This window comes from Streptomyces sp. CA-288835 (assembly GCF_050936385.1).
Classification (GTDB): Bacteria; Actinomycetota; Actinomycetes; order Streptomycetales; family Streptomycetaceae; genus Streptomyces.
The window spans coordinates 3,627,835-3,651,681 of record NZ_JBNJMW010000001.1 but is presented as its reverse complement, the minus strand read 5'-3'; the positions used below and the strand labels follow the sequence as shown (position 1 = coordinate 3,651,681).

Here is a 23,847-nt window from a genome sequence, read left to right as displayed (position 1 = left end):
GAACCCGTGATCTGTGACGTTCCGTAACAGTGGAGCGGTCGGTAGAGCTGGTGCGGCTCCCCATGCAGTCACCTGAAACTCTTCTCGCTTCCGCAACCCAGGTCGCTGCCTCGGCGTCCAACTCCATGACGGTCGGCTGCTGATCACCGGGGAGAGCACGTGGCGAAGAAGAGCCAGACGACGGACGCGGCAAGGGAGAAGGACCGTGAAAAGTGGATGGCGCGTTTCCAAGTACGGCTGGCCATGCAGCCGGGCGTGGACCGGGCAGTCGTGCTCCAGGCGGTCAAGGACGTCACGGCGCATTGCGCGGATACGGGAGAGCACCCGCAGATCGCCTTCGGTGATCCGGACGCCTACGCCGTGCAGGCCGCCGCGCGGCTGGTGCCGGCGGACCGCGCGGCGCACGCGAGGCGGCACAACGCCGTGGTGGACGCGTTCAGCTCGGTACTCAAGAGGGCCAGGGATGTCCCCGGTCTGTGATTCCAATCGCTGTTCAGCCAGGAGCCCGGCGGCGGCAGGCGCATGCGGCCTACTTGAACGGGATGTTGAGCCAAGGACTCCCGGGCTCGGACATCAGAATCCGATGAGCCGAGACCATGTCCTCGTACCACTCCCCGAACTCCTCGTCGTCGAAATGGAGGCAGCGCCCGAGGATGTAGCCGGCGGAGAAGTCCTGCCAGGAGCGGTAGGAGCGAGCCGCGGCCCGGCCCGCCTCGATGACCGCGGACTCGGCTTCCTTCAGGCCGCAGTAGCGGGCGCCGAGACCCCACCGGGCCATGCCCGATGCGCGACCCAGATCCCAGGCGTCGACGGAGGTGACATGGCGGTTCTCGTCGAGGATGCCGTCGGCGCGGAAGCGCGCCTCGTAGCGGGTGATCCTGCCGATGAGATGCTGCACGCCCTTGATACGAGCCTCGGTCTCCGCCTCTGGGCGAGGATCGGCCTTGGTGACACCGTCTGAGGTGATCACGGTCTCGCCGGAATCACGGTGGCGCAGGACTTTGGCGGCCACATCCCGCCAGTAGGAGGTGTCTATATAGCCTCCGAAGTCACGGGCGATGGCACGGCGCAGGCTGAGTGCGAACTCCCATACCGGGTTGGCGCCATCGAGTGCCAGAAGAGTGCGTTGCTGGTGCTGCCATTCCGCAGAGCTGGTGACGCCCCACCATTGTTGGAGTGTCTTGCGCTCTCCGCGATAGCCCCGGCCGTGATAAGCCATGGCATTCCAGGGGAAACCGTCCCGGACGAAAAGCAGGGCGCCGCAGGCCAGTCCGTGAGCCACGGGGCCTTGCAGAGGGCCGCCGACGCGGAGGGTACGCAGGCCCGGCGTGTACGAGACAACCCCCGCCCGCTCCGAATGCTGAGCCCAAGCCGCGGAGTGCGGGGGCGTAGAGGGCAGGAACGCCTCGCACGGACTACCGGGGTTGACCACGATCATTGGAGGATCAGTGGGCGCCCACTCGCGGGTTGAACCAGCCGAGGTCGTTCCAGGCGAACACGCGGTGCGGCTCCGGAGCGGGAAGCATCCCCTCGGTGTACACCGTCCAGATCGGGCCTCCGGTCCGAGCATCATGGCTGAACACGGGATAGATGGCGCTCGGCACGGCATCTGCCTTGTCCCGCCGTATCTCGAAATACACCCGATTCCGCGCGAGCGTATCGAAGTACGCCGGCCAGTCACCCCGCCCCTTGGCCTCGAAGAGCGCCTGCTCGATCTCGGTTGGCGGGGTCCACGGAGGCGATACGGGAGGCCCAAAACTAGGGGGCGGAGGACCGAACGACATGCGGTTTTCTATCCTTTTCGCGGGACTGAATCAAATGAAAACAGCAAGGTGACCGTCTACGCGCCGGAAACTTCATTCTTCAGTTCCGTGCAGCTGTCTGGGGCGCATAGGAGTACCACGTGAAAGGTTACTTTCTCCCTCTCCGGGAACCCGGGTTTTGCTGCCCAGTGCTGGGCAGAGCTTGCGAGGATCCGAAGGAAGATGTCGCGTTCTTCGGGATGCTCGGAGAGGATGAACTCGGCGTTGTCGATGGTCAAGAGATACCGTGTAGCCTCCAACCATCCGAGATCAAACAGGCAGTCTCGTAGTGCGTTAAAGTTCCAGCCGAAATAATTCGGTAGGCGGAGGGTTTCGTAGAATTGAGTGAAAACTCCGTCCGTGTCCGTCATTTCCAGCCCCTGCATCCTCGCTGAATAGACCGCACCGCTCGGCGGAAGGGCTTCCACGGCCGAAACTGTTGAATCGTTGGGGATTACTTGCACCCAAGGCGCCTCGTCGGCCCACCAGAGGTCGCTCATCGGCCCGTCTCCATAACGATGTACGTCTGATAGTGAGTCGGAGTGTAGTACGCGGATCCGTCAGATCCGGTCACGATCCTTTCTCCGCCCCAGTTGGGATTCTGAGCTGATTGCACCGTTCCCCATTCGGTGTAGCGAACTGGGTTTCCCGAGCTGTCGAATTCCGGAAGCCTATAGCCGCCGCCCTTTCCGCTGTTTTCGAACGGGCGGGGCAACGACGGGCCCATATGCTGTGGGCCGGCTCCCTGTGCTTCGACGCCGAATTCTCGGATGTCCTGCAGCACGGCCCTAGATTCTGCGGGAACCTGCGATGGAATCCATCCCTGCAATTTGGACGTGTCGCCCAGAGTCTGTCCAACCTGATAATTCGGCGATAGACCAAGAGGGTCAGCCCAGGTGTGAGGGTTGTAAACGTATGTGGTGGGATTCGGTGCTGGTGCGAGTCCGAGCGGGTCGGCGGAGACGTATCGGGCAGCTTCAGGGTCGTAGTGGCGGAAGTAGTTGTAGTGCAGGCCCGTTTCCGGGTCGTAGTACTGGCCCGGGAAGCGGAGGGGAGTGTAGGCGGTGCTGTCCCTCGCCCAGGCCGTTGTGCCCCATAGGGTGCTGCGGGTTCGCCAGGCGATCTCGCCTTGCTCGTCTACGAGTTCGCTCGGGGTGCCGACCAGGTCGGTGACTATCGCGAAGAAGCGGGAGTCGATTTCCTCCTGGGGTGCCTCCGCCGCCGTGATCCGTTCCGTTTGGGCGATGGGGCGTAGGCCCTGGTGGTCCCAGGTCAGGGTGACCGGGTTCGGCAGTTCTGTGGATGTTGTTGTCTGTTCGCAGAGGGTTGTGCCGTCCCATGTGAAGTCGACGCGTTCCAGGACCGTTTCGCCGTCGGCTGCCAGGCGGAGTTTGGCTGTGCGGCGGCCCAGGGGGTCGTATGTGTAGCGCCAGCGGGTGCCTTCCGGGGTGGTCACCGATGTGAGGCGGTCCTCGGCGTCCCATTCGTAGCGCCAGGTGTCCGGCTTGCGGGACAGGCGGGTTTTCTGGCGGAGCACTATGCGGCCGAGCGCGTCGTGTTCGTAGCGGACGTTGCCGGCGCGGGTGATGCGGGTGCCCTCGTACGTACGCGGGCCCGTTGCCTCCTGGCCGGGGTGGTCCGATGGCCAGGCGGCGGAGGTCTGGTTGCCCGCCTCGTCGTACGCGTACGTTTCCGTCCAGCCCGCCGCGTGGACCGCCGTCACCCGGCCCGCCGCGTCCAGGTCGAAGCGACGCGAGCCGGCCAGTCGGTCGTCGATGCCGATGAGCCCCCCGTCCGGGCGATACGTGTACGCCCGGTGCTGCACCGAACTGCCGTCGCCACCCGTCACCGACTGCTCCGTCAGGCGCCCCAGAGGGTCGAAGGCGTGCTCCAGCGTGATCGTCTCGCCGATTCGCCGCGACAGTTCGCGGCCCGCCGCGTCGTACGTGAAGTCGATGCCGCGGCCCGAAGACACCATCCCGGTGCGGCGGCCGACCGCGTCGTACGACCACGTCGTCGTCGCACCAGTCGGCGTCGTACGGCCCGTCCGGCGCCCCAACTCGTCGTACGTGTACGTCAGTTTGCGGCCGTCCACCGTCTCCGAGCGCACCCGCCCGAAACGGTCCCGCAGCAGTGTCAGAGTCGCGTCCGGGCCCGTTGCCTGGGCGAGCTGGTCCGTCAGGTCGTACGCGTACGTCGTGACGGAACCGGCCGCGTCCTTGCGCAGCACCTGGCCGAGCTCGTTGCGCTCGAAGGCCACCGTCTGGCCCAGGGTGTTCGTGCGGGATGTGAGGCGGCCCGCGGCGTCGTGCGCGTACGTGAGCGTGCGGTCGTCGAAGTCCGTCTCCGTGACCAGTCGCCCCGCCGGGTCGTACGCGTAATCCCACGTCAGGCCCTGCGGGTTGGTGACCCTCGTCAGCCGCAGTTCCATGTCGTGCTCGAACTCGTAGCGGACGCCGTCCGGGCCCGTGCGAGCCGTCATCAGGTCGAAGTGGGTGTACTCGAAGCGCGAGACGCCGCCGACAGCGTCCGTGTGGCTGGTGCAGTTCCCCTCGCCGTCGTACGTCCACGACTCCGACGTGCCGTCGGCGGCCGTACGGCGGGCCAGGTGGCCCTCGACCGTCCACTCCAGGTGAGTCGTCGCCCCCGTGGGCTCCGTGATCGTGACAGGTCTGCCGGATGCGTCACGTTCGTAGCGGATTACCGCACCCAGCGGGTCCGTGATCTCGACCGGTAGTCCGGCCCGGTTGCAGCGGACCGTCGTCGTCTGCCCGAGCGGGTCGGTCACGGCGGTGAGGTGGCCGGCCTCGTCGTACGTGAAGTGCGTGGTCAGGCCTGTCGGGGCCGTCACCGACGTGCGGTTGCCGCGGTCGTCGTACGTCTGGCGTACGACCGTGCCGTCCGGGTTCACCACCCTTACCGGCAGCCCGAGTTCGTTGTACTCGGCCCGAGACTCGCGGCCGTCCGGGCGTACCACCGCCGTCAGGTTGCCCGCTTCGTCGTAGCGGAACGACGTCGTGTGGCCGAGCGGGTCCGTCTGGGAGAGGAGGCGGTTGTAGCGGTCCCGTTCGTAGCGGGTGACCGCGCCCAGAGGGTCGATGTCCGCGACCACCTGCCACGCCTCGTTGACCAGGAAACGGCGGGTGTGGCCCTCGCCGGTCGTCGTGGTCGTCTCGCGCAGGCCGGTCTCCGGGTCCGTCCCGTCGTAGGCGATACGCAGACTCATGTGGCCGTGCGTGCCGCCCTCCGCCACGCAACGGTCCTGGTCGTCGTACTCGTACGTATAGCCGCGATCGTTCGTGTCCGTCCACGACGTCACCCGGCCGTGCTCGTCGTAGGTGAAGCGCAGGGGGAGGCCCGAGGAGTTCACGACCTCGGTCAGGTCTCCGGCTTCCGAGTAGCCGTAGCGCATCAACGGCTGCTCCGCGGCGGCCAGTTGGAGGGACGTGACCCGGCCCGCCTCCGTGGAGATACGTACGTCGTATCCCGCGCTGGAGACGATCCCGAGCGGGGTGCCCTCGGCGTCGTACTCGAAAGTCAGCCAGTTGCCGTTGCGGTCGTCGATCTGCTCCAGGACGGCGATGTGCTCCAGGACGGCCAGGTCGTCGCGGCCGTCGGCGAAGTGCCAGACCCGGCGCCGCTGCGGGTCGGTGACGGTGTAGCCGCCGTCCACGCGGTCCAGCGGCCAGCGCGGGCCGTGGCTGGGAAGCGTGGGGACGCCGGGTGCCGGATGCGGGTACGAGAGGAGCAGGCCGTCCTCGGTGACGAAGACGACTCCCTCGGAGTCGATCTCGAGGCGCTGGTCGACCGTGGACGACCAGGACGGGCCGAACCATCGGCCGAGGCAGTACCCGGACTCCACGCGACGCCTGAACACCAGAGGCAGCGCGCCCGGCAGCGTCACGTCCGTCTGCGGCAGGTACATGCGGCCGGTGGCGAGGTCGATCGGGTCGGTGTTGCTCGACTCGACCGCCTTCTGCTCTCGGGAAGGCTTGGCCGGATCGTCCCCGACCGCATCCCGCGCCGAGTTCTTGGCCCCCGCCCCCGCCGCCCCTTCCGCCGCCTCCTTGGCCCCGCCCCGCAGCAGCCCGCGCAACGTCCCCGTCCCCTTGCTGCCCAAGAGCTCGGGGAGGATACGGCCGCCGCCTTCGGACGGGTCCTTCATGAAGCCCTCGTACGCGGCCTTCAGTGCCCGCTCCGGCTGGGCGGCGGTCGAGGTGAGCCCGGAGAGCGTCATGCTGACGTTCTGCAGGTACTCGGCGGGGTGGGTGAGGTTGTACGGGTCGAGCGCGTTCATGCTGCGGGCGAAGGTGAGGAGGCCCGCGGTGCCCTTGATCAGGCCGCCTGTGACATGGGTGAGCTCCATGTTTGTCGCCTTGGCCAGATCGCCCGCGTCCGCCGTGAGCTGGTCCAGGGGCGGCGGCTCGGCCGGGGCGTGCTTGAGCGCGGCCCTGACCGACTCGGCCGTCGTGCGGCCGGCGTCGTTGCGCTGGCGGCGGGCCTCCCTGAGGATCTCGTGGGCCCGATCGATGTCCTGCTTGCCCGGGTCCTGGAAGGGCTCGGGCCTCGGGCCCGGATCCTCGTTCGCCCTCAACTTGGCGTTGTAGGCCTCGGCCTTCCTGTCGTACGCGTCCGCCGCGTCGATGGAGGCCTTCCGGCCCTTCTTGTAGAGGTCGACGGCTTCCTGCGCCTGACTCTGTGCCCACTTGACCGTGTCCGCGTACGAGTCCAGTGCCTTGGCGGCGGCCTCACAGGCGTCCGCCGCGTGCAGCCACTTCGTGGGGTGCATCGCGAACTTCTCGCGGAAGGTGTCGGCCGCCTTGCCCCTCCATTGCGAGGAGTCCAGCTTGCGCATACCCCCGCCGACCTTGTCGAAGGCCTTCTGGAAGTCCTTCAGATGCTTGGCGCTTTCGCGGATGCGCCCCGGGTTGCCGTGTACGAGTTCATTCGCGTCCTCGGTCTCGCCGAGTTGCCGCTCGCCCGGGGTGGCGCCCAGCGCCGAGGCCGCCCCGTCGCCCCAGTCCTCGACCTTGTCCGCGACACCCTCGGCACCGGCGTAATCCAGGACGTCGCCTGCGACATCGGTGCCCTTGTCGATGCCCTCGCCGACGAGTTCCTTGCCCGCGTCCCAGCCGTCCTCCAGCTTGCCGAGACCGCTGTTGAGCGCGTCGCGCCAGTCGCCCATCAGCCGGCGTCCCCGTTCTTCTGTCCCTCGGCCCCCTGCTGTCCTTCGGCCTGGGCCTCGGCGGCAGCCGCACGCTCCTCGGGCGACGGGCCGACCTGCCGGTCCACCAACGCCTCGTACTCCTCGTCGTTCAGGCCGGTCATGCCCTGGATGTCGACGGGCCCGAGTGTCTCCGACGTCATCACGTCACGGGTGGCGTCCTTCCAGCCCTGCTGGCTGTTCTCCCACGCCTGATCGAAGGACTCCCCGCTGTAGTCGGGGTCGGAGAGCGAGTGGTTCCTCATCACGTCACCCCAGCCCATCTGCGTGACCTCGTCCTCGGTCAGGTGCGGGTTGCCCGAGAGCGAGTTCGCCGCGATCTTCATCGCGCCCTCGACGTACTGATCCGTCTCGTGGAACGTCCCCGCCGAAAGCCCCACGGCCTGCGCGAAGTTGTTGCCCTCGTTGATCAGCGAGCGCACGCCCCACTCCCAGCGCTCACAGAACGAGTCGAGCGCCGACGTCACCCCGCCGTGCCCCAACTCCAGCCCCGACAGCGCCAGATCGGCGAAACCCCGGCCCGCGCTCGCCGTACCGATCATCCCCAGCTCACGCAACTCGTCCAGCGCCAGCGTGATGCCCTCGGTGATGAGGCCCAGCCCCTGAACCTGCAGATCCCTGCCGTCGCCGTCGCCGTCGCCGTCGCCGCCACCGCCACCGCCGCCGCCCTCGCTCACCGCGCGAACTCCCCGTTCCCATCAGTCGTTTCGTGTACGTCCCTGGGGTCGCCGTCCGCCGCGTCCAGCGCGGCCCCGTCCGGCACGATCCCCCGCACCGGTGGAAACAGCGCCCCCTCGCCCTCACTGCCGACATCCAGCGCCACCCCGTACGGCTCCGGCATCGCGGGAATCGCCGCATCCAGCAACCGGGCGCCCAGGACACGGTCGTACGCCCACTCCCGTGCTCCTTCGCCCCTCGCGATGGCGAATCGGGCAAGCGTCGCCTCGTCAGAGAAGGCGTAGATCCACTGGATGCCGCCGAACTCCGCGGTCAGCGGGGAGCCGTCCTCCCCGAGCGGCAACAGCACGGCCGTACGCCGGAACTCGCCGAGCAGGGCGGCGGCTTCGCGGCGGCGGAGGCGGCTCGCCTGGTCCTGCTCTTGTTCCTGCGCTCGCGACTGCTCCTGGTCCAGGTCCTGGTCCTGCGCCGGAGCGTCGCCCGCGGTCGGGCGCGCGGGTGTGCGCGCGGACGTACTGGCGGGCGTGCCAGCGGCCGCGCTCGCAGGCGCGCTCACGCTCGTACTCGCGTCAGCATCCTCTATGTAGTCCCAGATCCGGGACCTACGTATATGTCCCGTCCCCGCACTGTCTCCCCCGTGATCAGACATGAGTGCGATCATGGCATCGCCCCGTTACCGAACGCAACGCGACCAACCCTGACCCACGGACCTCAACGCGCCCGCTATACGGCCGAGTTGAGGCATATGCGCTTCACGCTGTGTCGATCACCCTGCACCTTCGGTGAGTTGATCTCGGAGATTCGGTGTTGATCGGGCCATGCCGTGGATATGGTTCTGCTGCAAGACGACGTCACAGGGGCGATCTGAGGCGGTGGTCGTCCACCCCGCCGCAGTGGACGGGGTGGTGTGCAGCGTGCCGACCGCGATAGCAGTCACCAGTTCCGATCTGGTGCTCCCAACGCACGACCGGCAGACGCCGCCCGCCGCCGTCCAGCCCCTCGACAGCCTCGAAAGCTCCCTCACGGGGATGCACGGGCTCATCGAGCAGCACGGATATGTGATCGCGTTATACCCGGCGTCCGTCTCCACCGATGTCACCCGGAGACTGCACGCCGTACGTTCCGTACTCGAGAGCGACCGCATCGCCCTCCTCGGCATCGAACTGCCGCCGCTCGGCCTCGCCCTCCTCGCCCAGCAGCTCCGCCAGCTCTCCGTCTGCGACTTCAGCCCGGGCGTGCTCGCCTCCTCCGCACGGCTGCTCGCCCACTACATCTACTCCGGCGCCCTGCTCGGCTCCGTAGCCAAGCTCGACCGGATCCCGGTGTCCCTCAAGTCCCACGCCAAGTCGTGGGTGCCGGGCGCCCAGTTCGCCGTACTGGCCAATCCGCGGCCCCAGCTCATACGGCTCGGCCAAACCGAAGAGAAGCTGGCCGGGCCCGAGTTCGGCACGCGGATGCTCATCGCGCCCGGGCAACTGCCCGGCGACTGGATCACCACGACGCTCGCGCCCGCCTGGCGCGTACAGGGCGTCGCCACCGTGCCGCTGCCCGCCGAGTCCGCGCGTTGGTGGGGCACGGGGAAGGTCGCCGAGTTCGCCGCGGGACTGCACGACGTGTCCGTGCTCTACCAACTGGTCTCGTCCGTACGGCGCGAGGAGTGCCACTGGTGCGGCCTGGAACTCATCGGCGACCGATGCGGTTTCTGTGCGGCACCTTTGCTCCCGCCGCCGGAGCTTCCAAACGCCGCCGGACGGGCAGCTTCTTCTGTACGCGCCTTGCCACGAGGCACTACGTAAGTCACGTACGTACATCTGAACAGCCAGAGCCACAGCACCACGAACCGAACTTGAGCAACAGGCACGACCGCCCGACCCCCGCTGTCCCCGCCCCCCGATAGAGGTTGCCCGCGTCATGCTGCATCACCCTGGGGGACAACCCCCAGACCCCCGGCCGGAAAGGCATGGCCCGCTCAACTACCCGGTACGTCCCTACGAGGTGAGCTTTCAGTGAACTCACGCCAGCGCCGAGGCGTCATCCTGCTGGTCCTCTCGGTCCTGTGCGCCGTAGGCGCCTTCGCCGGAGTCCTCTCGGTGATCCGCGACGTGAACTCGAAGGTCGGCCCAGAGGTCGCGGCGTACCGCCTGAAGAGCGATGTCGCGCCCTACCGGGAGCTGTCGGCCGACCAGTTCGAGAAGGTCGAGATGCCGGAGCGGTGGCTGTCCTCGACCGCCGTCACCGATCTCTCCGAGATCCGCGGCAAGATCGCGGTCACCCGGCTCGAGAAGGGCTCCCTGCTCCAGCAGGACATGATCGTGGACCGGCCCGAGCTGGAAGCCGGCCAGCAGGAGATCGCGATCATGATCGACGCGGCGACCGGTGTGGCTGGCAAGATCAACCCGGGTGCGCGGGTCAACATCTACGCCACCTTCGAGGCCGAGAACGACAACGGCAAGGACCAGTCGAAGGTCATCGTCGAGAACGCCAGGGTCATCGACGTCGGCAAACTCACCGCCCTCGACCCCTCCCAGAACAGCGACGACCGCCGCCGCACCGCAACCGAGGCCGTCCCGATCACCTTCGCCCTCACCACCGCCGACACCCAACGCGTCGCCTACGCCGAGTCGTTCGCGACCCATGTACGCCTCGCCCTGGTCGCGGGCGGCTCCGACACCGTCGTCGCACCCGACGACCGCTCGTACACCCTCGACGAGGACAAGTAGGAGGCCGTGATGCGCTCAGCCCTCACGAAGGCGTCCCCGAATGCATCCGCCGCATCCGCGGATGCAGCCCCGAAGGTGTGCCGATGACCATCCGCATCCTCCCGGCCGTCGGCGACATCGACTCGGCCCGCGCCCTCTCCACGCTGCTGAGCCAGCTCCCCGACGCCGAACCCGCCGCGCCGGTCCCGGACACGACGGCGCTCCTGGACACCCTGGCGCGGCTCGCGGCGGAGTCCCTGGACGAGTTGCCCGAGGTCGTCCTCGTCCATGAGCGGATAGGCCCGATGTCCGCGCTGGACGTCATCCGCGATGTGGTGATGCGGTTCCCGGCGGTCGGGGTCGTGCTCATCACCGCCGACACCAGTACGGGCGTACTGACCGCGGCGATGGACTCCGGCGCCCGCGGCATCATCGGCCTACCCCTCGGCTACGACGCCCTCGCCGAACGCGTCCAGGCAGCCGCCGCCTGGTCCCTCGGCATGCGGCGCCATCTCAGCAGCGGTACGCCGGAGCTGTACGCGGGGCCGGGCGGCACCGTCGTCACGGTCACTGGGGCGAAGGGCGGCGTGGGCGCGACGGTGACGGCCGTCCAACTCGCCCTCGCAGCAAGGGCATCGGGCCGTACGGTCGCCCTGCTGGACTTCGATCTCCAGTCGGGCGACGTGGCCTCGTACCTCGACGTGCAGTTCCGCCGATCCGTGGCCGACCTCGCCGGGATCAGCGACATCAACCCACGTGTCCTCCAGGACGCCGTCTACACCCACGACACCGGGCTCGGGCTGCTGCTCGCCCCGGCGGAGGGTGAACGCGGCGAGGAGGTCACCGACCGGGCGGCCCGCCAGGTCCTCCAGGCCCTGCGTACCCGTTACGAGGTCGTGGTCGTCGACTGCGGCGCCCAGATGAACTCCGCGACCGCCGCCGCCGTCGAACTCGCCGACCAGGCCCTCCTCCTGGTCACCCCCGACGTCGTCGCCGTCCGCGCCGCCAAACGCATGGTCCGCCTCTGGGACCGCCTCCAGATCCGCAAGGCCGAGGAGACCCTGACGGTCGTCAACCGCGCCTCACGCGGTACGGAGATCCAGCCGTCCCTCGTCGAACGCGTCACCGGCACGAAGGTGGCCCACGTCGCGGTACCCGCCGCCTTCAAGGAACTCCAGTCCGTGGTCGACGCGGGCCGCATGCAGGACCTGGACGCCCGCTCGACCGTGAAGCAGGCGCTGTGGGCCCTGGCAGGCGAGCTGGGCCTGGTGGCCGTAAAGGAAGGGGGCGGCGGCAAGCGCCGCAAGCCCTCCGGCGACCGAGGCGCGCTGGCGCTGCGTCGCAAGGGCGGTGACCGGGGCGCGGTGACGCTGGAGTTCGCCGGGATGTTCCCGCTGCTGCTGGTCGTGATGACGATCCTGTGGCAGTGCGTGTTGTACGGCTACACGTACTCCCTGGCCGGGAACGCGGCGGACGAGGCGGCGCGGGCGGCTACGGCGGCAGCCGCTTCTGGGGCGGGGGCGGAGGGTGCTTGTGCGGATGCGGGCCAGGAGCACCTGCCCAACGCCTGGCAGGGCGCCCAAATCGGTTGCACGCAGGAAGGCGACGTCTGGACGGCCAGCGTCACAGCCGAAGTCCCGCTCTTCTTCCCGGGCTTCGACGCGGGCTGGACGGTCCAGGGCGAGGCGGGTGCGGCCGTGGAAGGAGAGGACGACGGATGAACGTACTCCGGAAACTGCGCAGGCGTGCCAGGGATGACCGTGGCGTCTCCATGCTGGAGTTCGCCGGTTTCCTGCCCATACTCCTGCTCGTCGGGCTGGCCGCCATCCAGCTGGGCCTGGTCGGATACGCCGCCAACCAGGCCGGATCCGGCGCGCGCGCCGCCGCACGGGTCGCCTCCCAGGGCGAGGCGGGCGAGGCGGCCGGGTACGCCGCGATGAGCGACTGGCTCGACGCGACCGTATCCGCTCCGGAAGGAGGCGGCGACACGACCACCGCCACGGTGACCGTGCAGGTCCCGCTGCTCATCCCGTTCGTAGGGGAGGGCTGGCAGGTGGAGAAGAAGGCCACGATGCCCAACGATGACGATGACGGCTGACCCTCGTACGGAACGACCCTCCCCCGGAAGGGAGTTGAAGACATGAGCCTCAAGGCCCGTATCGCCGCCCCCGAAGAGGGCGGAGCCGGCCGCGAGGACGGCCACCTCGTCGCCGTCTACCGTGCCAAGCTGCTCGAAGAGATCGACCTGGCCGAGATGTCCAGCCTCGCGGCGGCCGAGCGACGCCTGCGCCTTGAGCGGGTGCTCGGGCACATCATCAGCCGCGAGGGCCCGGTCCTGTCGTCCTCCGAGCGGTCCCAGCTCATACGGCGGGTCGTGGACGAGGCGCTCGGCCTCGGCGTACTCGAACCCCTCCTCGCCGACGCGTCCATCACTGAGATCATGGTCAACGGCCCCGACTCCATCTTCGTGGAGCGAGCCGGCCGCGTAGAACAGCTCCCCCTCCGCTTCGCCTCCAACGAGCAGCTCATGCAGACCATCGAGCGCATCGTGTCGACGGTCAACCGGCGCGTAGACGAGTCGAACCCCATGGTCGACGCCCGCCTCCCCACCGGCGAACGCGTGAACGTCATCATCCCGCCGCTCGCCCTCACCGGCCCGACCCTCACGATCCGCCGCTTCCCCCGCGCGTACACGCTCCCGGAGCTGATCGGCCTCGGCTCGCTCGACGAGCAGATGCTGATGCTGCTCGCGGCGTTCGTCCGAGCCCGCTTCAACGTCATCGTCAGCGGCGGTACGGGCACCGGCAAGACCACCCTCCTCAACGCCCTCTCCGGCCTCATCCCGGCCCACGAGCGCATCATCACCATCGAGGACTCCGCCGAACTCCAGCTCCAGCAGGAGCACGTGATCCGCCTCGAGTCCCGCCCCCCGAACGTGGAGGGCAAAGGCCAGATCACCATCCGCGACCTGGTCCGCAACTCGCTCCGTATGCGCCCCGACCGCATCATCGTCGGTGAGGTACGAGGCGGCGAGACCCTCGACATGCTCCAGGCCATGTCCACCGGCCACGACGGTTCGCTGGCCACCGTGCACGCGAACTCCGCCGAGGACGCCCTCATGCGACTCCAGACCCTCGGCTCGATGTCCGAGGTCCAGATCCCCTTCGAGGCGCTGAAGGACCAGATCAACTCGGCCGTGGACGTGGTCGTCCAGCTCGCCCGCCACGCGGACGGCTCCCGCAAGGTCACCGAGATCGCCCTGCTCATCTCGCACGGCCGCGAACAGTTCCGTATCGCCCCCGTCACCCGCTTCGTGCCGCGCCCCACCGGCCCCGACCGCGTCGTCCACGGCCACTTCGAGCATCTCCCGCTGCCCCGCCCGGTCGCGGAGAAGCTGTACGTCGCGGGCGAGCCGCTGCCGCCCGCTTTCCGCGTGGCCGAGGCCATCGACGTACTCCAGACGAGGCAGGCCATCGGATGACCCCCACCACCACCACGACTGAGAGGAGCGAGCCATGAACAACCCCACCCTGCTCGCCCTCGGCGCCACCGTCCTGTGCGGCACACTCGCCGTCGCGGGCGTGCACACGTACGCGTCCGGTCGCGCCCAGCGCCAGGCCCTCGTCGACCGCCTCTCCGGCGGCCCACTCCGCAGCGCCGCGGGCCGCGCCCGCCGTTTCGCGGCCGTCGATCGCCGACTGCGCCACACTCGCCTGGGCCGCGGCATCCACATGCGGCTCTCGGCCACGGGGCTCGACCTGACGGCGGGCGAGTTCTTCACGTACGTCACTGCCGTCGTCGTAGCGCTCTGGCTGATCGCAGCCGCCGCCCTGGCCCCCTTCTTCGGCCCCATCGCGGCAGCGATCGGCGTCTGGGGCTCCGCGATCTTCCTCAACTGGCAGCGGCAGAAACGTATCGAGGCCTTCATCAACCAACTCCCCGACGTGGCCCGCCTCTTGGCCAACGCCTCCGCCGCCGGCCTCGCCCTGCGTACGGCCCTGGCGATGGCCGCCGAGGAACTGGAGGCCCCGGCCGGCGAGGAACTCGCCCGCGTCGCTGACCAGTTGAGCCTCGGCCGCTCGATCGACGACACCCTCGGCGAACTCGCCGAACGCCTCCCCTCCCGCGAACTGGTCGTCCTGGTCACCACCTTGGTCCTCTCCAACAAGGCGGGCGGCTCGGTCGTCAACTCCCTCCGGAACCTCACCCAGACCCTGGAGGACCGCAAGGAAACCCGCCGCGAGGTCCGCACGATGCTCTCCGAGGTCAACGCGACCGCCTTCACGGTGCCTCTTCTAGGCCTCGGCTCGCTCCTCCTCATCAACTCCTCGAACGAGGGCGCCCTGGCCCGGGTGACCGGCTCCCCGGTCGGCCAGATCCTCGTCCTCATCGCCATGGGCCTCTACACGGTCGGCTTCTTCGTCATCCGCAAACTCGGCAAGATCGAAGTGTGAGGGGGAGTTACGTTGCTGGCCTTGCTCCTCGCACTCCTGTCGGGCCTCGCCGTCGCGGGCCTCCTCTTCGGCATCCGCATGCTCCGCGCGGAAGCCAAGCTCCCCGGCGACCTGGCCCTCGCCCTGGAAGTCGGTTCCACCCGCGTCTCGCAGGCCGACTCCGCGGTCGACCGCCTCGGCATGCGCTTCGCGCCCCTCGTGCTCCGCCTGATGGGCCCGCGCCGCGTCGACGCCAAACGCCGCCGTATCGACATGGCGGGCAACCCCGGCGGACTGACCCTGGACCGTTACGCGGCCCGCCGCGCGGTCTACGGCATCTTCGGCGTCGTACTCGGCCTGGTCTTCTACACCAACGGACAGCTCCTGTTCGCGGCCCTGACCCTGGCCTTCGGCCTGCTGGCCGCCGACGCCCTCATCTGGCAGGCCATCCGCGACCGCAAGGAGGTCATCGACCGCACCCTCCCCGACTTCCTCGACGTCCTCGCGGTCGTGGTCTCGGCGGGCCTCGGCTTCCGCCAGGCCCTGGACCGCGTGGCGGACCACTACGAGGGCCCGTGGGCGGACGAGTTGAGGATCACCCTGCGCCAGATGGACATGGGCGTAAGCCGCCGCCAGGCCTTCGACGAGCTGCGCAAGCGCAACTCGTCGGAGCAGGTGGCCCAGTTCGTCTCGGCCCTCCAACAGGGCGAGGAGTTGGGTTCCCCCATCGCGGACACCCTGATCCAACTGGCCACGGACATGAGGCGAACGGACGCCCAGAACTCCCGCCGCAGGGCCGCGAAAACGATCCCCAAGGCGACGATGGTCACGCTGGTCTTCATGCTCCCGGCGACGATGATCCTGATCGCGACGGGGATGTTCTTGGGCTCGGGAACGAACTTCGGCTCGATTTTGGGACGTTGAGATGGCAGGGCTTTGGAAGCGGGCCTGGTCTGGAGCGCCCCTTAAGGGGCGCGGGGAACTGCGCGCTCAGCCACGACGGACCGGCAGTGTCGGAACTGCCTCACCCCATCAGGGGCGCGGGGAACTGCGCGACCAGCCACGACGGACCCGCAGCCGCCCAACCGCCGGAGGCACCCGCGGGGAACTGCGCGACAAGCCACAACGGACCCGCAGCGTCCAAACTGCCAAGGGAGCCGCAGGCTATTTCGCTGAGGACGCGGAGGCACCAAGCGTCCGCCTACAGCTAAACGCCCTACAGGCCCTATGCCGCCAGGCATTCGCGGTCCGCCTGACCCTGATCGCAATCGGCGCCCCCTTCGCGATGGCCAACGCGACACAAGGCCCACCCCGCTACGGCGTACTCGCCGCAGCCGTACTCGGAGTCATGGGCTCATACGCCATGCTCCGAGACTGGGACCGCTTCGCCCCCCGCCTCCTGGCCCACCCCACCCTCATGGCCGTGGACCTGATCTTCGGCGCGATCCTCCTGCTGACGGCATCCCCGGCCTCCCCCCTCGCCTACGCAGCCGTCTGCACCCCCCTCCTCTCCGGCCTCCTCTACGGCTGGCGCGGCTCCGGCATCTTCACCGGCCTCCAACTCATCGTCCTGCTCACGGTGTTCAGGGCCTGGGAACACCGCCCCGGCACAGGAGCCAGCACCCTCCTCATCGCCGGCTTCTGCATCGCGGCCGGCATCATCGGCGTAACCCTGCGCAATCTGATGTTCCACTTCGGCACCGCAAGCCAGGCACTCGCGGAGGCCAACTCCCGCCTCGCGGTGGCGGAGGCAGTCGAGTCCGAACGGGCGCGTTTGGCCCGCGAGATGCACGACTCGGTGGCCAAGACCCTGCACGGCCTGGCCCTGGCGGCAGAGGCCCTCGCGGTCTCCGCCGACCACGCCACGGACCCGCGCGCGTTGAAGGACCAGGCGACGGCGGTGGCAGGGGCGGCCCGCCGAGCAGCGGCGGAGTCCCGCGACCTCCTGACAGACCTACGCCACCACACAGCCCTGTCGACCCCACCCACAGACCTGCGAACGGAACTGACGGCAAGACTGGACGACTTCGAATCCCGTACGGGCATCAGGCCGACCCTCGCCTACCGGGCAGCCCCCACCCTCGTACTCCCTCCCGGAACCCCTCACCAACTCCTAGCCATCCTCTCGGAGGCACTGGAGAACACGCACCGCCACGCGACGGACGCGACGGAGGTGGAGGTAACCCTCGATGTCGAAGCCGAAGCCGAGGTCGACGCCGAAACCGACGCCTCGACCCTGCACCTGACCGTACGAGACGACGGAACCGGCACGTCCGTATCCCTAGATGACGTACAACACCTAGCGAAATCCGGCCACTTCGGTCTGCTGGGAATGCTGGAGCGCGCAACGTCGATCGGCGCGGGCATCGAGCTGCGCCGAGGCGAGCACGGAGGCACGGAGGTCAAGGTGGACCTCCCCCTGACAAAGCCGGGCACCCCCCTGCCCGTACCCCCCTCACACACGCCCCAAGAGGAGGCCGCACATGCCTGACCAGGCACTTCCCGGCCCGCCCTTACGAGTGCTCGTGGCCGACGACAACCCGGTCGTACGGGCGGGCCTCGCCGCCCTGCTCGACGCCCACCCCGACATCCGGGTCGTCGCACAGGCGGCGAACGGAGCGGAGGCGAAAGCGTCCGCTTGTCGCGACCGCCCCGACGTGGTCCTGCTGGACGTACGCATGCCCGGCACCGACGGCCTGACCGCGCTGCCCTCGCTGGCGCGCCTGGCGCCGGTGATGATGCTGACGTACAGCCGTGAACCCGAGGTGGTGGCGGAGGCGTTGCGCCTGGGTGCGGTGGGTTATCTGGTCCACGGCGAGTTCACGGCGGAGGAACTGATCACGGCGGTACGGGACTTGAAGGACCGTAGGCCTACGTTCACAGCGTCCGCCGCGGCTGTCGTTTCGGACGCGACTGTCTCGAATTCGGTGGTCCCCGAATCCGCCTCTGAAACTGTCTCGGAATCGCTCAGCGTTTCGTACGAACCGAACGAATTCTCTTCGCACGTGCAACCAGTTATGGCACAGTCGTCAAAGGCCCGACTCGCCTACGCGGCGGGGCTCCACGGCCGCGACGACAACGGACGGGATTTCGGACTGAGTTCACGGGAGATGGAGGTCATGGATCTCATCGCGGCCGGCATGAACAACCGCCAGATCGCCGCCACCTGCTTCATCAGCGAGAAGACCGTCAAGAACCACATCAACCGCATCTTCGCAAAGCTGCACAGTTCTTCGCGCAGCGAAGCGATCGCTTATTGGCTGGGTACGGCTCACGGGGGGTGGAACCGATGACTCCAGACCTGGGAAGTTGGGTCCCTGGGCCCACCCGGAGTGGGCGGGGTGTCACGTACGGTGCGCGGGACGGAAGTGGTGTTGTTGGACGGGAGGACAGCGGCCATGGTGGCGAAGATGTCGATGCACGGCGTCAAGCGCGGGCTCGGGACGTGGAGGCGGACCGTTGTCTCCCGGATGCGGGGGAGCGAGCGGGATCGCGGGGCGGGCTTCGTGGAGTATGCGGGGCTGATGATTCTGATTGCGGGGATCTTTACGCTGATCGACGGGCTGGGCTTGGACGGGCTCATCTCGCAGGCGATTTTCGACGCCGTGAACGACGTCATCGGAGGCTGACGGCTCGACGACACTTCGGCGACCGAGGGCAGACTCTCCCGATCTACATATGGCTGACGGCGATTCTGCTCTTCGCTGCTGTCGCACTCTTTGTGTTTGCCCAAGCGGCGTTCGCTCGCAACGGAGCTCAATCTGCGGCGGACGCCGCTGCGTTGGCGGCTGCCCAGGAAGATCGCGACGAGCTGATGGAGGGCCTGGAAGGCGCCATCGGCGTAGACGACAACTGGCTGGACTGGCTCGATCCGAATGAGGCCACCGGGGTCGGAGCCCAAGCCGCAGCCGAGCAGCTGGCCGCCCAGAACGACGCGACCGTCCTGGCCATCGAGGAGTGGGCCGAGGGCGACTCTCCTGGATACCGGGTGGAGATCGAGACGAATTACACGGTCGGAGAGTCGATCATTCCGGGCACGGAGGACATGCAGGCCACGGCCGATGCCGTGGCCATCATCAAGCCCCGCTGCGACTTTGAGGTACCCGACGACCCCACGGACATCGTCGAACTCAACTGTGACGGCGAACCCATCGAGATCGACCCCGAAGATTTCGTTTTGGACGACCTTCCCGACGCATCCGTGCTGTTCTCTGTGCAACTGGCTGAGTGAAAGGAAGCCGGACCGATGAATCTTCGGCACACCATGAAGGGCCGCACGGTACTGACCGCGGTGGCGATCACGACTGGGCTGGTCCTTACGGTGGCCGGTTGCGGTGGGGGTGGTGACGACCAGCCCGACAAGGCAGCGTCGTCCGCCCCGGCCAAGGACGACGACAAGGGCGACGACCAGGGTAAGGAGTCCGAAGCCGCCGAGCCGGACCAGGTGCTTGCCGAGGCCACGGGCGACGGCATCACGCTGAAGGTCACCTCTGCCACGCGTGACGACGGGGGATTCGTGACCGTTGAGGGCACGGTGACGAACGGCAGCAGCGGGTCATGGGTGGCGGCCGACTGGAGGGGCGACGAGCGTGAACTCGCCAAGAACGGCGGGTCCGTCGCGGGGGCGAGCCTCGTCGACCAGGAAGGCAAGAAGAAGTACCTCATCCTTCGCGATACCGAAGGACGGTGCCTGTGCACCAGGTTCAGCGGGGCTCTTCGGCAAGGCGAATCGGCAGACTGGTACGCCCAGTTCCCTGCCCCGCCGGAAGACACCACCAAGGTCGACTTCCAGGTCGGCGCCCTGCCCCCGGCCTCCATCGAACTCACCGAGGGCGAGTAACCATGCCGCTCCCCTCATCCCTACGGATCACCGCAACCACAGCTACCGCCCTCGTCTTCATGACCCCTCTGACCCCCGTGTACGCCGACGAAGGCGACCCCAGCGAACCCCCGGGCAGCGTCACCACCCCCCAAGCACCGGAGGTGGCCGCCAACAGCCCCGGCCTGAAGCTCGCCGACGGTGCGACGCTCGCGCCCGCGCGGGTGCTGGACATCAAGTCGGTCGTCGAAGACCTGGGTGGCGAGGAACGTCGCGAGGACACGAACGAGGACGTGACGTTCGCGCTGCAGGCGGAGGTGCTGTTCCCCAAGGACAGCTCGAAACTGAACCCCGATGCCCGGTCACGTATCCAGGCGATCGCGGAGGAGATCAAGGCGCAGAAGGCGACGAAGGTCCGCGTCTTCGGCTTCACGGACAACCTCGGCTCGTACGCCCATGGTGTGACCCTCTCCAAGAACAGGGCCGAGGTGGTCCACGACGAACTGGCAGCCGCCGGCCTGGGCCCGGACGTCACCTTCGAGGTACGCGGCTACAGCGAGGACTACCCCATCGCAGACAACACCTCAGAACAGGGCCGCCGCAAGAACCGCCGAGTCGAGGTGACGTTCCCGAAGGGCGACTGAGCGGCGCTGACGCGTCGGCCGGTCGGGTTGGGCTGCTCGCAAGCCATGCCGCCGCGAGTTGCCGGGACGCGGGCGAGGGCCTACGTCAGCTGATCAAGTTGCCGTAGGGACCGCCCGCTTCTTGGCCAGTGTCGTGCTTCCACGTCCCGAGTAAAGGGCGCTCCGCTGCGCTACGCGTCGGCTACGCCGATCGACCTCCGGCCGACCCTTGACTCGGGCCGCTCCAGCACGGGTCAGAAGCGAGCGGGCGGCCCGAGGAAGGGTGTCCCGGGTCGGCCGAGGGTGCGGTGGGGAACGGGGTCACCCGGGGGGGCGTGGGCGCACTCGCGCCTCGCCAGCACGCCGGGCCGGCTCAGCGGCCGACGGCCGGGTGGGTAGGTGAGCTACGGAAAATGTGACACTGAAGGGGTCAAGTGTCACACTTTCCCGTAACCGGTCCGGGGCCCGGGGCGGGCGGCTGAATCGCCGCAACTCCGAAGCAACCAGGGCGGGTTCAGGCCGACAGGTCCGAGCGGGGAGGCCCGCAACGACCGCCCGGGGGATGATTGGAAGGTTTGGAACAGGTGGAGCCCCCGAGGGATGTCCCAAAACTTCCCGTTACTGCCCGACTGGACCCGTGCGGTCGAGGAGCAGTACTCAAGGGTCAACTGGCCCGGTATGCGTGCCCTTCCGGACCCGCGCTTCCCTCGTAGCCCTGCGCGGCACGTTCCTTCGCAGCCATGGGCTCGGCCTCACCGAAGGCCTCCACGGCCTCCTCCTGAACCTCGGCGGCGGGCGAGCCGATCTCCGCCTCCTTCTTCTGGAGCAGTTCCTCGAGCAGATCGCGCTGAATCTGCCGCTCCACCGCCGCGCTGACATACGCCGAGAACCCGCGCGCCCCCACCCGCGCCTTCACCGCGGCGACGAGGCCCGCGGGCATGGACACGCGGACCCTGACCTTCCGGGCCGGGCCCTCACCCTTGCCGCGCTGTTCGGTGACGTTCATGTCCCCAGCCCACCATGGAAGTTGCCGGGGCTGGGCCGTTCGGCTCGGCATCACCGGATTGGGGATCCAAGACGCGCGACAACGGTGGCTACAGCCCGTCGAGTGGCCGATGCGGCTGACGTCACTCTGTCGGGCCGGTGACGAGCCGGCGGCCGTTACAGTTGCCGTCGAAAGACGGGGGCGGCTGTGGACTTCGGGGTATTGGGCCCGCTGACCGTGTGGCGGGCCGGCGTACCGCTGGAACTGGGCACGCCGAAAGGGCGGGTGCTCCTGGCGGTCCTGCTGTGCCGGCTGGGCCGGCCGGTCCCCGATGATGCGCTGGCGGAGGCGCTCTGGGGCGAGGGGCAGCCGAAGAGTGCCGCCAAGAACGTGCAGACCTACGTCCACCGACTCCGGCAGCACCTGGGGGATTCAGGACGCATCACCAGGGAGGGCCAGGGCTACCTGCTGCGTGCCGACCGTGACGAGCTGGACGCGGCGCGTTTCGAAAGGCTGCGGCGGCGCTGCACGCGTACTCACAGGTTGGCCTCGCTCATCTACAGGCGGGCAGGCCAGAGGCCGCGGTAGAGGTCCTCACGGAGATCGTCGCCGGGGCGAGGAAGCAGGGAATCCGGGCCCTGATCGCGCGGGACACCTACTGGCTCGGCCAGGCGCAGCTCGCGCTCGGCCGTCAGGCGGAGGCTGAGGAGTCGTTCACCGAGCTGACCGCGTATGCCCGGGAGGTCGGGTCATCGGGCGTGTTCTACACGGCCCACGCCTGGGGCTGTCTCCACCTGGCCCGAGGTGAGTACGCCGACGCGCGTCGCCGTCTCCTCGAAGGCGTCGAGGTCGCGCGTGCACTCCATGACCCCATGTTCGAGACCCGTGTTCTCATCGACCTGCTCGATCACCGCCTGTACGACCGCCATGATCTGCGAGTCGCGATCGGCCAGGGGGAGCACGCGGTCGAGGTGGCCCGGGGTATCGACTACCCGTACCTGCTCGCGGGTGTGCTGGAAAGGCTCGCCCGGCTGCGGGCTGCGGCGGGAGACGACACCGCTGCGAGACACCTGGCCGACGAGGCGGCTGCCGTTTCTTGTGGGGCAAACGACCGGCACACTCAGCGACCGAGCCGGTCTACTGTGCCCGTCATACAGGGCTGACACCGGCCGTGGCGGGCGCGCATGAAGCCGCTCTGGCATGTCCGGCCGTGTGGTCGGTCATTTCTGGAAACCATCGACTGTTCCAAGCTGCCGTATCGGACAGCTCTCGTTACCAGTGAGGTAGTAGTAGTGCACAAGGGACGTATCGTGTTCGCGGCTGCTCTGGCCACCATGGGGCTCGGGCTTTCGGCCTGCGCCGGCGACGGGGGAGAGCCGGTGGCGCAGGATTCGCCGGCGGCGTCAGCCCCGGCCCCGGCCTCGTCCGCGCCGAGCAGCGAGAGCCCGACTGCCGACAGCGGCGACGACAGTGCCCCGCCGGCCGAGGGTGACGTCGCCGCGCCGGGCACGGAACTCAAGGTCGGCGACAGGGCTGTCCTGCCCTTCGAGTACACGAGCGAGAAGAAGGGCACCATCGCCGTAACCGTCACAGCGATCGAGAAGGGCGCCGAGGCCGACATGGCCCCCTTCGGTGAGAAGGCAAAGGGAATGACGCCCTACTTCATCAAGATGAAGGTGGAGAACGTCGGCGGCACCGACCTGGCCTACGCGTCGCTGAAGCTGGACGGTGTGCTGGAAGGTGGCGCCGGGACGGGCGTCGTACTGTTCGGTGACATCCCGGGCAAGTGCGACCGCGAGGCCGCGCCCACCGAGTTCACCACCAAGGGCGCGTCGTACGAGACCTGCGCGCTCAGCGCCACGAAAAGCTCGCCCATCATCGGCGCCTCGTTCAAGGAGGGCGACGCGTACCGCGAAAGCCCGGTCGTCTGGACCAACTGAGAATCGGCGCCTGGCCTGCACCTCGCCGGCCCGACCGCTGCAGCCGGTCCAGGCCGCCCTCGCCCGGCCGGCCATGTCGGGTCTTCAAAGTCCCCCGTCGAGGTCGAGCAGCAACGTCGTATCGTTGACCAAGCCCGTGGCTCCCCAGTGATCCTTCTGCGTAGACGCCGCTACGGTCGGCTCTCCACGCCGTGAGCCGTTAGTAGCCCTACCAGTGCGTCTACGGCCTCGGCAGCGTTCGGAGTGGCGAGTACGAGTACGGGGTCGGGCTTCCGGAGAAGGAGGCCGCTCCAGACCCGGAAGGAGGGACGGCCCTCCGGCCCACCGGTGTCGAAGGAGATGGACCCCGTCAGCTCGTGCACGTTGGGTTGTGTGCCAGGCGTCCAGAACGCGGGGCTGTCCTCGAACCGAAGATAGTTGTGGCTGGTGAACGGATACCACTGGCTCAACGCGCTCGCCCTGGCGGCCAGCACCAACTCCTCTGCGACAGGAGGAACACAGGAATCGGCTCCTCGCACTGTGGCGTCGGCGGACCGCGCGCATTCCTCCATCCAGTCCCAGGCAACTGCCAGCGACCACGGGGCGTTCGTCTCCATCCGCCAAGTCTGCCCCGATGCACGGGCGGTCGCGTTTGCTACGAGTGG

Annotated in this window: 25 protein-coding genes; 16 read left to right on the top strand and 9 right to left on the bottom strand. The window is 68.3% G+C overall.

Annotated features, from left to right (window positions below; genetic code table 11):
• The first annotated feature begins 159 nt into the window (after nucleotides 1–159).
• Nucleotides 160–480 (top strand): hypothetical protein, encoded by a 321-nt coding sequence (locus ACQEVY_RS16365; protein ID WP_432949078.1) that lies wholly within the window; start codon nucleotides 160–162, stop codon nucleotides 478–480.
• A gap of 49 nt (nucleotides 481–529) precedes the next feature.
• Here ACQEVY_RS16365 and ACQEVY_RS16360 read toward each other — a convergent pair whose 3' ends face one another.
• From ACQEVY_RS16360 to ACQEVY_RS16335, 6 genes are all read right to left on the bottom strand, one after another.
• The gene (locus tag ACQEVY_RS16360) at nucleotides 530–1,219 is read right to left on the bottom strand and encodes a DUF1266 domain-containing protein (protein ID WP_432949076.1); all 690 of its coding nucleotides are present in this window, start codon (nucleotides 1,217–1,219) and stop codon (nucleotides 530–532) included.
• A 226-nt stretch (nucleotides 1,220–1,445) separates the two neighbouring features.
• The gene (locus tag ACQEVY_RS16355; RefSeq protein WP_432949074.1) at nucleotides 1,446–1,784 is read right to left on the bottom strand and encodes a hypothetical protein; all 339 of its coding nucleotides are present in this window, start codon (nucleotides 1,782–1,784) and stop codon (nucleotides 1,446–1,448) included.
• A gap of 56 nt (nucleotides 1,785–1,840) precedes the next feature.
• Complete coding sequence (locus tag ACQEVY_RS16350; RefSeq protein ID WP_432949072.1) at nucleotides 1,841–2,302, bottom strand: barstar family protein; 462 nt, start codon at nucleotides 2,300–2,302, stop codon at nucleotides 1,841–1,843.
• Nucleotides 2,299–6,987, bottom strand: a complete 4,689-nt coding sequence (locus ACQEVY_RS16345; RefSeq protein ID WP_432949070.1) for a putative T7SS-secreted protein — start codon at nucleotides 6,985–6,987, stop codon at nucleotides 2,299–2,301. The genes ACQEVY_RS16350 and ACQEVY_RS16345 overlap by 4 nt, the downstream gene beginning before the upstream one ends.
• Nucleotides 6,987–7,703 (bottom strand): hypothetical protein, encoded by a 717-nt coding sequence (locus tag ACQEVY_RS16340; RefSeq protein WP_432949068.1) that lies wholly within the window; start codon nucleotides 7,701–7,703, stop codon nucleotides 6,987–6,989. Before ACQEVY_RS16340 ends, ACQEVY_RS16345 begins: the two co-directional genes overlap by 1 nt.
• On the bottom strand, nucleotides 7,700–8,260 hold the full coding sequence (locus tag ACQEVY_RS16335) for a hypothetical protein (protein ID WP_432949066.1): 561 nt from the start codon (nucleotides 8,258–8,260) through the stop codon (nucleotides 7,700–7,702). Before ACQEVY_RS16335 ends, ACQEVY_RS16340 begins: the two co-directional genes overlap by 4 nt.
• 346 nt (nucleotides 8,261–8,606) lie before the next feature.
• Here ACQEVY_RS16335 and ACQEVY_RS16330 point away from each other — a divergent pair, with 346 nt between their 5' ends.
• The 13 genes from ACQEVY_RS16330 to ACQEVY_RS16270 all read left to right on the top strand — a co-directional run bounded on the left by ACQEVY_RS16330 (nucleotide 8,607) and on the right by ACQEVY_RS16270 (nucleotide 20,299).
• Nucleotides 8,607–9,500, top strand: coding sequence for a hypothetical protein (locus tag ACQEVY_RS16330; protein ID WP_432955245.1), 894 nt, complete (start codon nucleotides 8,607–8,609; stop codon nucleotides 9,498–9,500).
• 210 nt (nucleotides 9,501–9,710) lie between these two features.
• On the top strand, nucleotides 9,711–10,424 hold the full coding sequence (gene cpaB / locus ACQEVY_RS16325) for a Flp pilus assembly protein CpaB (protein WP_432949064.1): 714 nt from the start codon (nucleotides 9,711–9,713) through the stop codon (nucleotides 10,422–10,424).
• A gap of 83 nt (nucleotides 10,425–10,507) precedes the next feature.
• A complete protein-coding gene (locus ACQEVY_RS16320; RefSeq protein WP_432949062.1) occupies nucleotides 10,508–12,124 on the top strand; it encodes an AAA family ATPase in 1,617 nt (538 codons plus the stop codon).
• Nucleotides 12,121–12,501, top strand: coding sequence for a TadE/TadG family type IV pilus assembly protein (locus tag ACQEVY_RS16315; RefSeq protein WP_432949060.1), 381 nt, complete (start codon nucleotides 12,121–12,123; stop codon nucleotides 12,499–12,501). Before ACQEVY_RS16320 ends, ACQEVY_RS16315 begins: the two co-directional genes overlap by 4 nt.
• A 42-nt stretch (nucleotides 12,502–12,543) precedes the next feature.
• Entirely contained in the window at nucleotides 12,544–13,884 is a 1,341-nt protein-coding gene (locus tag ACQEVY_RS16310; RefSeq protein WP_432949058.1) for a CpaF family protein, read from the top strand.
• Between the two features lie 34 nt (nucleotides 13,885–13,918).
• On the top strand, nucleotides 13,919–14,857 hold the full coding sequence (locus ACQEVY_RS16305) for a type II secretion system F family protein (protein WP_432949056.1): 939 nt from the start codon (nucleotides 13,919–13,921) through the stop codon (nucleotides 14,855–14,857).
• 12 nt (nucleotides 14,858–14,869) lie between these two features.
• Nucleotides 14,870–15,760, top strand: coding sequence for a DUF5936 domain-containing protein (locus ACQEVY_RS16300; RefSeq protein WP_328768982.1), 891 nt, complete (start codon nucleotides 14,870–14,872; stop codon nucleotides 15,758–15,760).
• Nucleotides 15,761–16,121: 361 nt separating this feature from the next.
• On the top strand, nucleotides 16,122–17,327 hold the full coding sequence (locus tag ACQEVY_RS16295) for a sensor histidine kinase (RefSeq protein ID WP_432949054.1): 1,206 nt from the start codon (nucleotides 16,122–16,124) through the stop codon (nucleotides 17,325–17,327).
• Nucleotides 17,320–18,129 (top strand): response regulator, encoded by an 810-nt coding sequence (locus tag ACQEVY_RS16290; RefSeq protein ID WP_432949052.1) that lies wholly within the window; start codon nucleotides 17,320–17,322, stop codon nucleotides 18,127–18,129. The genes ACQEVY_RS16295 and ACQEVY_RS16290 overlap by 8 nt, the downstream gene beginning before the upstream one ends.
• A 105-nt stretch (nucleotides 18,130–18,234) precedes the next feature.
• Nucleotides 18,235–18,465: a hypothetical protein gene (locus ACQEVY_RS16285; RefSeq protein ID WP_432955670.1), complete on the top strand. Its 231-nt coding sequence runs from the start codon at nucleotides 18,235–18,237 to the stop codon at nucleotides 18,463–18,465.
• Nucleotides 18,462–19,067: a pilus assembly protein TadG-related protein gene (locus ACQEVY_RS16280; RefSeq protein WP_432955243.1), complete on the top strand. Its 606-nt coding sequence runs from the start codon at nucleotides 18,462–18,464 to the stop codon at nucleotides 19,065–19,067. Before ACQEVY_RS16285 ends, ACQEVY_RS16280 begins: the two co-directional genes overlap by 4 nt.
• A 15-nt stretch (nucleotides 19,068–19,082) precedes the next feature.
• On the top strand, nucleotides 19,083–19,676 hold the full coding sequence (locus ACQEVY_RS16275) for a hypothetical protein (RefSeq protein ID WP_432949050.1): 594 nt from the start codon (nucleotides 19,083–19,085) through the stop codon (nucleotides 19,674–19,676).
• A 59-nt stretch (nucleotides 19,677–19,735) separates the two neighbouring features.
• The gene (locus tag ACQEVY_RS16270) at nucleotides 19,736–20,299 is read left to right on the top strand and encodes an OmpA family protein (RefSeq protein WP_432949048.1); all 564 of its coding nucleotides are present in this window, start codon (nucleotides 19,736–19,738) and stop codon (nucleotides 20,297–20,299) included.
• Between the two features lie 643 nt (nucleotides 20,300–20,942).
• Here ACQEVY_RS16270 and ACQEVY_RS16265 read toward each other — a convergent pair.
• Nucleotides 20,943–21,284: a hypothetical protein gene (locus tag ACQEVY_RS16265; protein ID WP_432949046.1), complete on the bottom strand. Its 342-nt coding sequence runs from the start codon at nucleotides 21,282–21,284 to the stop codon at nucleotides 20,943–20,945.
• A gap of 186 nt (nucleotides 21,285–21,470) precedes the next feature.
• Here ACQEVY_RS16265 and ACQEVY_RS16260 point away from each other — a divergent pair, with 186 nt between their 5' ends.
• Nucleotides 21,471–21,851 (top strand): AfsR/SARP family transcriptional regulator, encoded by a 381-nt coding sequence (locus tag ACQEVY_RS16260; RefSeq protein WP_432949044.1) that lies wholly within the window; start codon nucleotides 21,471–21,473, stop codon nucleotides 21,849–21,851.
• A gap of 161 nt (nucleotides 21,852–22,012) precedes the next feature.
• On the opposite strand, the gene ACQEVY_RS16255 is transcribed toward ACQEVY_RS16260, so the two are convergent.
• Complete coding sequence (locus tag ACQEVY_RS16255) at nucleotides 22,013–22,333, bottom strand: hypothetical protein (protein ID WP_432949042.1); 321 nt, start codon at nucleotides 22,331–22,333, stop codon at nucleotides 22,013–22,015.
• 264 nt (nucleotides 22,334–22,597) lie between these two features.
• On the opposite strand from ACQEVY_RS16255, the gene ACQEVY_RS16250 reads away from it, so the two are divergent.
• On the top strand, nucleotides 22,598–23,203 hold the full coding sequence (locus tag ACQEVY_RS16250) for a hypothetical protein (protein WP_432955241.1): 606 nt from the start codon (nucleotides 22,598–22,600) through the stop codon (nucleotides 23,201–23,203).
• 170 nt (nucleotides 23,204–23,373) lie between these two features.
• Here ACQEVY_RS16250 and ACQEVY_RS16245 read toward each other — a convergent pair whose 3' ends face one another.
• Nucleotides 23,374–23,799 carry a hypothetical protein gene (locus tag ACQEVY_RS16245; RefSeq protein ID WP_432949040.1) on the bottom strand — a complete coding sequence of 142 codons (426 nt, stop codon included), beginning with the start codon at nucleotides 23,797–23,799 and terminating at the stop codon, nucleotides 23,374–23,376.
• Between the last annotated feature and the right edge of the window lie 48 nt (nucleotides 23,800–23,847).

What these genes read in the sequence shown, in the direction of transcription:
- ACQEVY_RS16360 (WP_432949076.1), bottom strand. Translation starts at nt 1,219, where the DNA reads ATGGCTTATCACGGCCGGGGCTATCGCGGAGAGCGCAAGACACTCCAA.
- ACQEVY_RS16355 (WP_432949074.1), bottom strand. Translation starts at nt 1,784, where the DNA reads ATGTCGTTCGGTCCTCCGCCCCCTAGTTTTGGGCCTCCCGTATCGCCT.
- ACQEVY_RS16350 (WP_432949072.1), bottom strand. Translation starts at nt 2,302, where the DNA reads ATGAGCGACCTCTGGTGGGCCGACGAGGCGCCTTGGGTGCAAGTAATC.
- ACQEVY_RS16345 (WP_432949070.1), bottom strand. Translation starts at nt 6,987, where the DNA reads ATGGGCGACTGGCGCGACGCGCTCAACAGCGGTCTCGGCAAGCTGGAG.
- ACQEVY_RS16320 (WP_432949062.1), top strand. Translation starts at nt 10,508, where the DNA reads ATGACCATCCGCATCCTCCCGGCCGTCGGCGACATCGACTCGGCCCGC.
- ACQEVY_RS16315 (WP_432949060.1), top strand. Translation starts at nt 12,121, where the DNA reads ATGAACGTACTCCGGAAACTGCGCAGGCGTGCCAGGGATGACCGTGGC.
- ACQEVY_RS16310 (WP_432949058.1), top strand. Translation starts at nt 12,544, where the DNA reads ATGAGCCTCAAGGCCCGTATCGCCGCCCCCGAAGAGGGCGGAGCCGGC.
- ACQEVY_RS16305 (WP_432949056.1), top strand. Translation starts at nt 13,919, where the DNA reads ATGAACAACCCCACCCTGCTCGCCCTCGGCGCCACCGTCCTGTGCGGC.
- ACQEVY_RS16295 (WP_432949054.1), top strand. Translation starts at nt 16,122, where the DNA reads ATGGCCAACGCGACACAAGGCCCACCCCGCTACGGCGTACTCGCCGCA.
- ACQEVY_RS16290 (WP_432949052.1), top strand. Translation starts at nt 17,320, where the DNA reads ATGCCTGACCAGGCACTTCCCGGCCCGCCCTTACGAGTGCTCGTGGCC.
- ACQEVY_RS16285 (WP_432955670.1), top strand. Translation starts at nt 18,235, where the DNA reads ATGGTGGCGAAGATGTCGATGCACGGCGTCAAGCGCGGGCTCGGGACG.
- ACQEVY_RS16275 (WP_432949050.1), top strand. Translation starts at nt 19,083, where the DNA reads ATGAATCTTCGGCACACCATGAAGGGCCGCACGGTACTGACCGCGGTG.
- ACQEVY_RS16270 (WP_432949048.1), top strand. Translation starts at nt 19,736, where the DNA reads ATGACCCCTCTGACCCCCGTGTACGCCGACGAAGGCGACCCCAGCGAA.
- ACQEVY_RS16265 (WP_432949046.1), bottom strand. Translation starts at nt 21,284, where the DNA reads ATGAACGTCACCGAACAGCGCGGCAAGGGTGAGGGCCCGGCCCGGAAG.
- ACQEVY_RS16250 (WP_432955241.1), top strand. Translation starts at nt 22,598, where the DNA reads ATGGGGCTCGGGCTTTCGGCCTGCGCCGGCGACGGGGGAGAGCCGGTG.
- ACQEVY_RS16245 (WP_432949040.1), bottom strand. Translation starts at nt 23,799, where the DNA reads ATGGAGACGAACGCCCCGTGGTCGCTGGCAGTTGCCTGGGACTGGATG.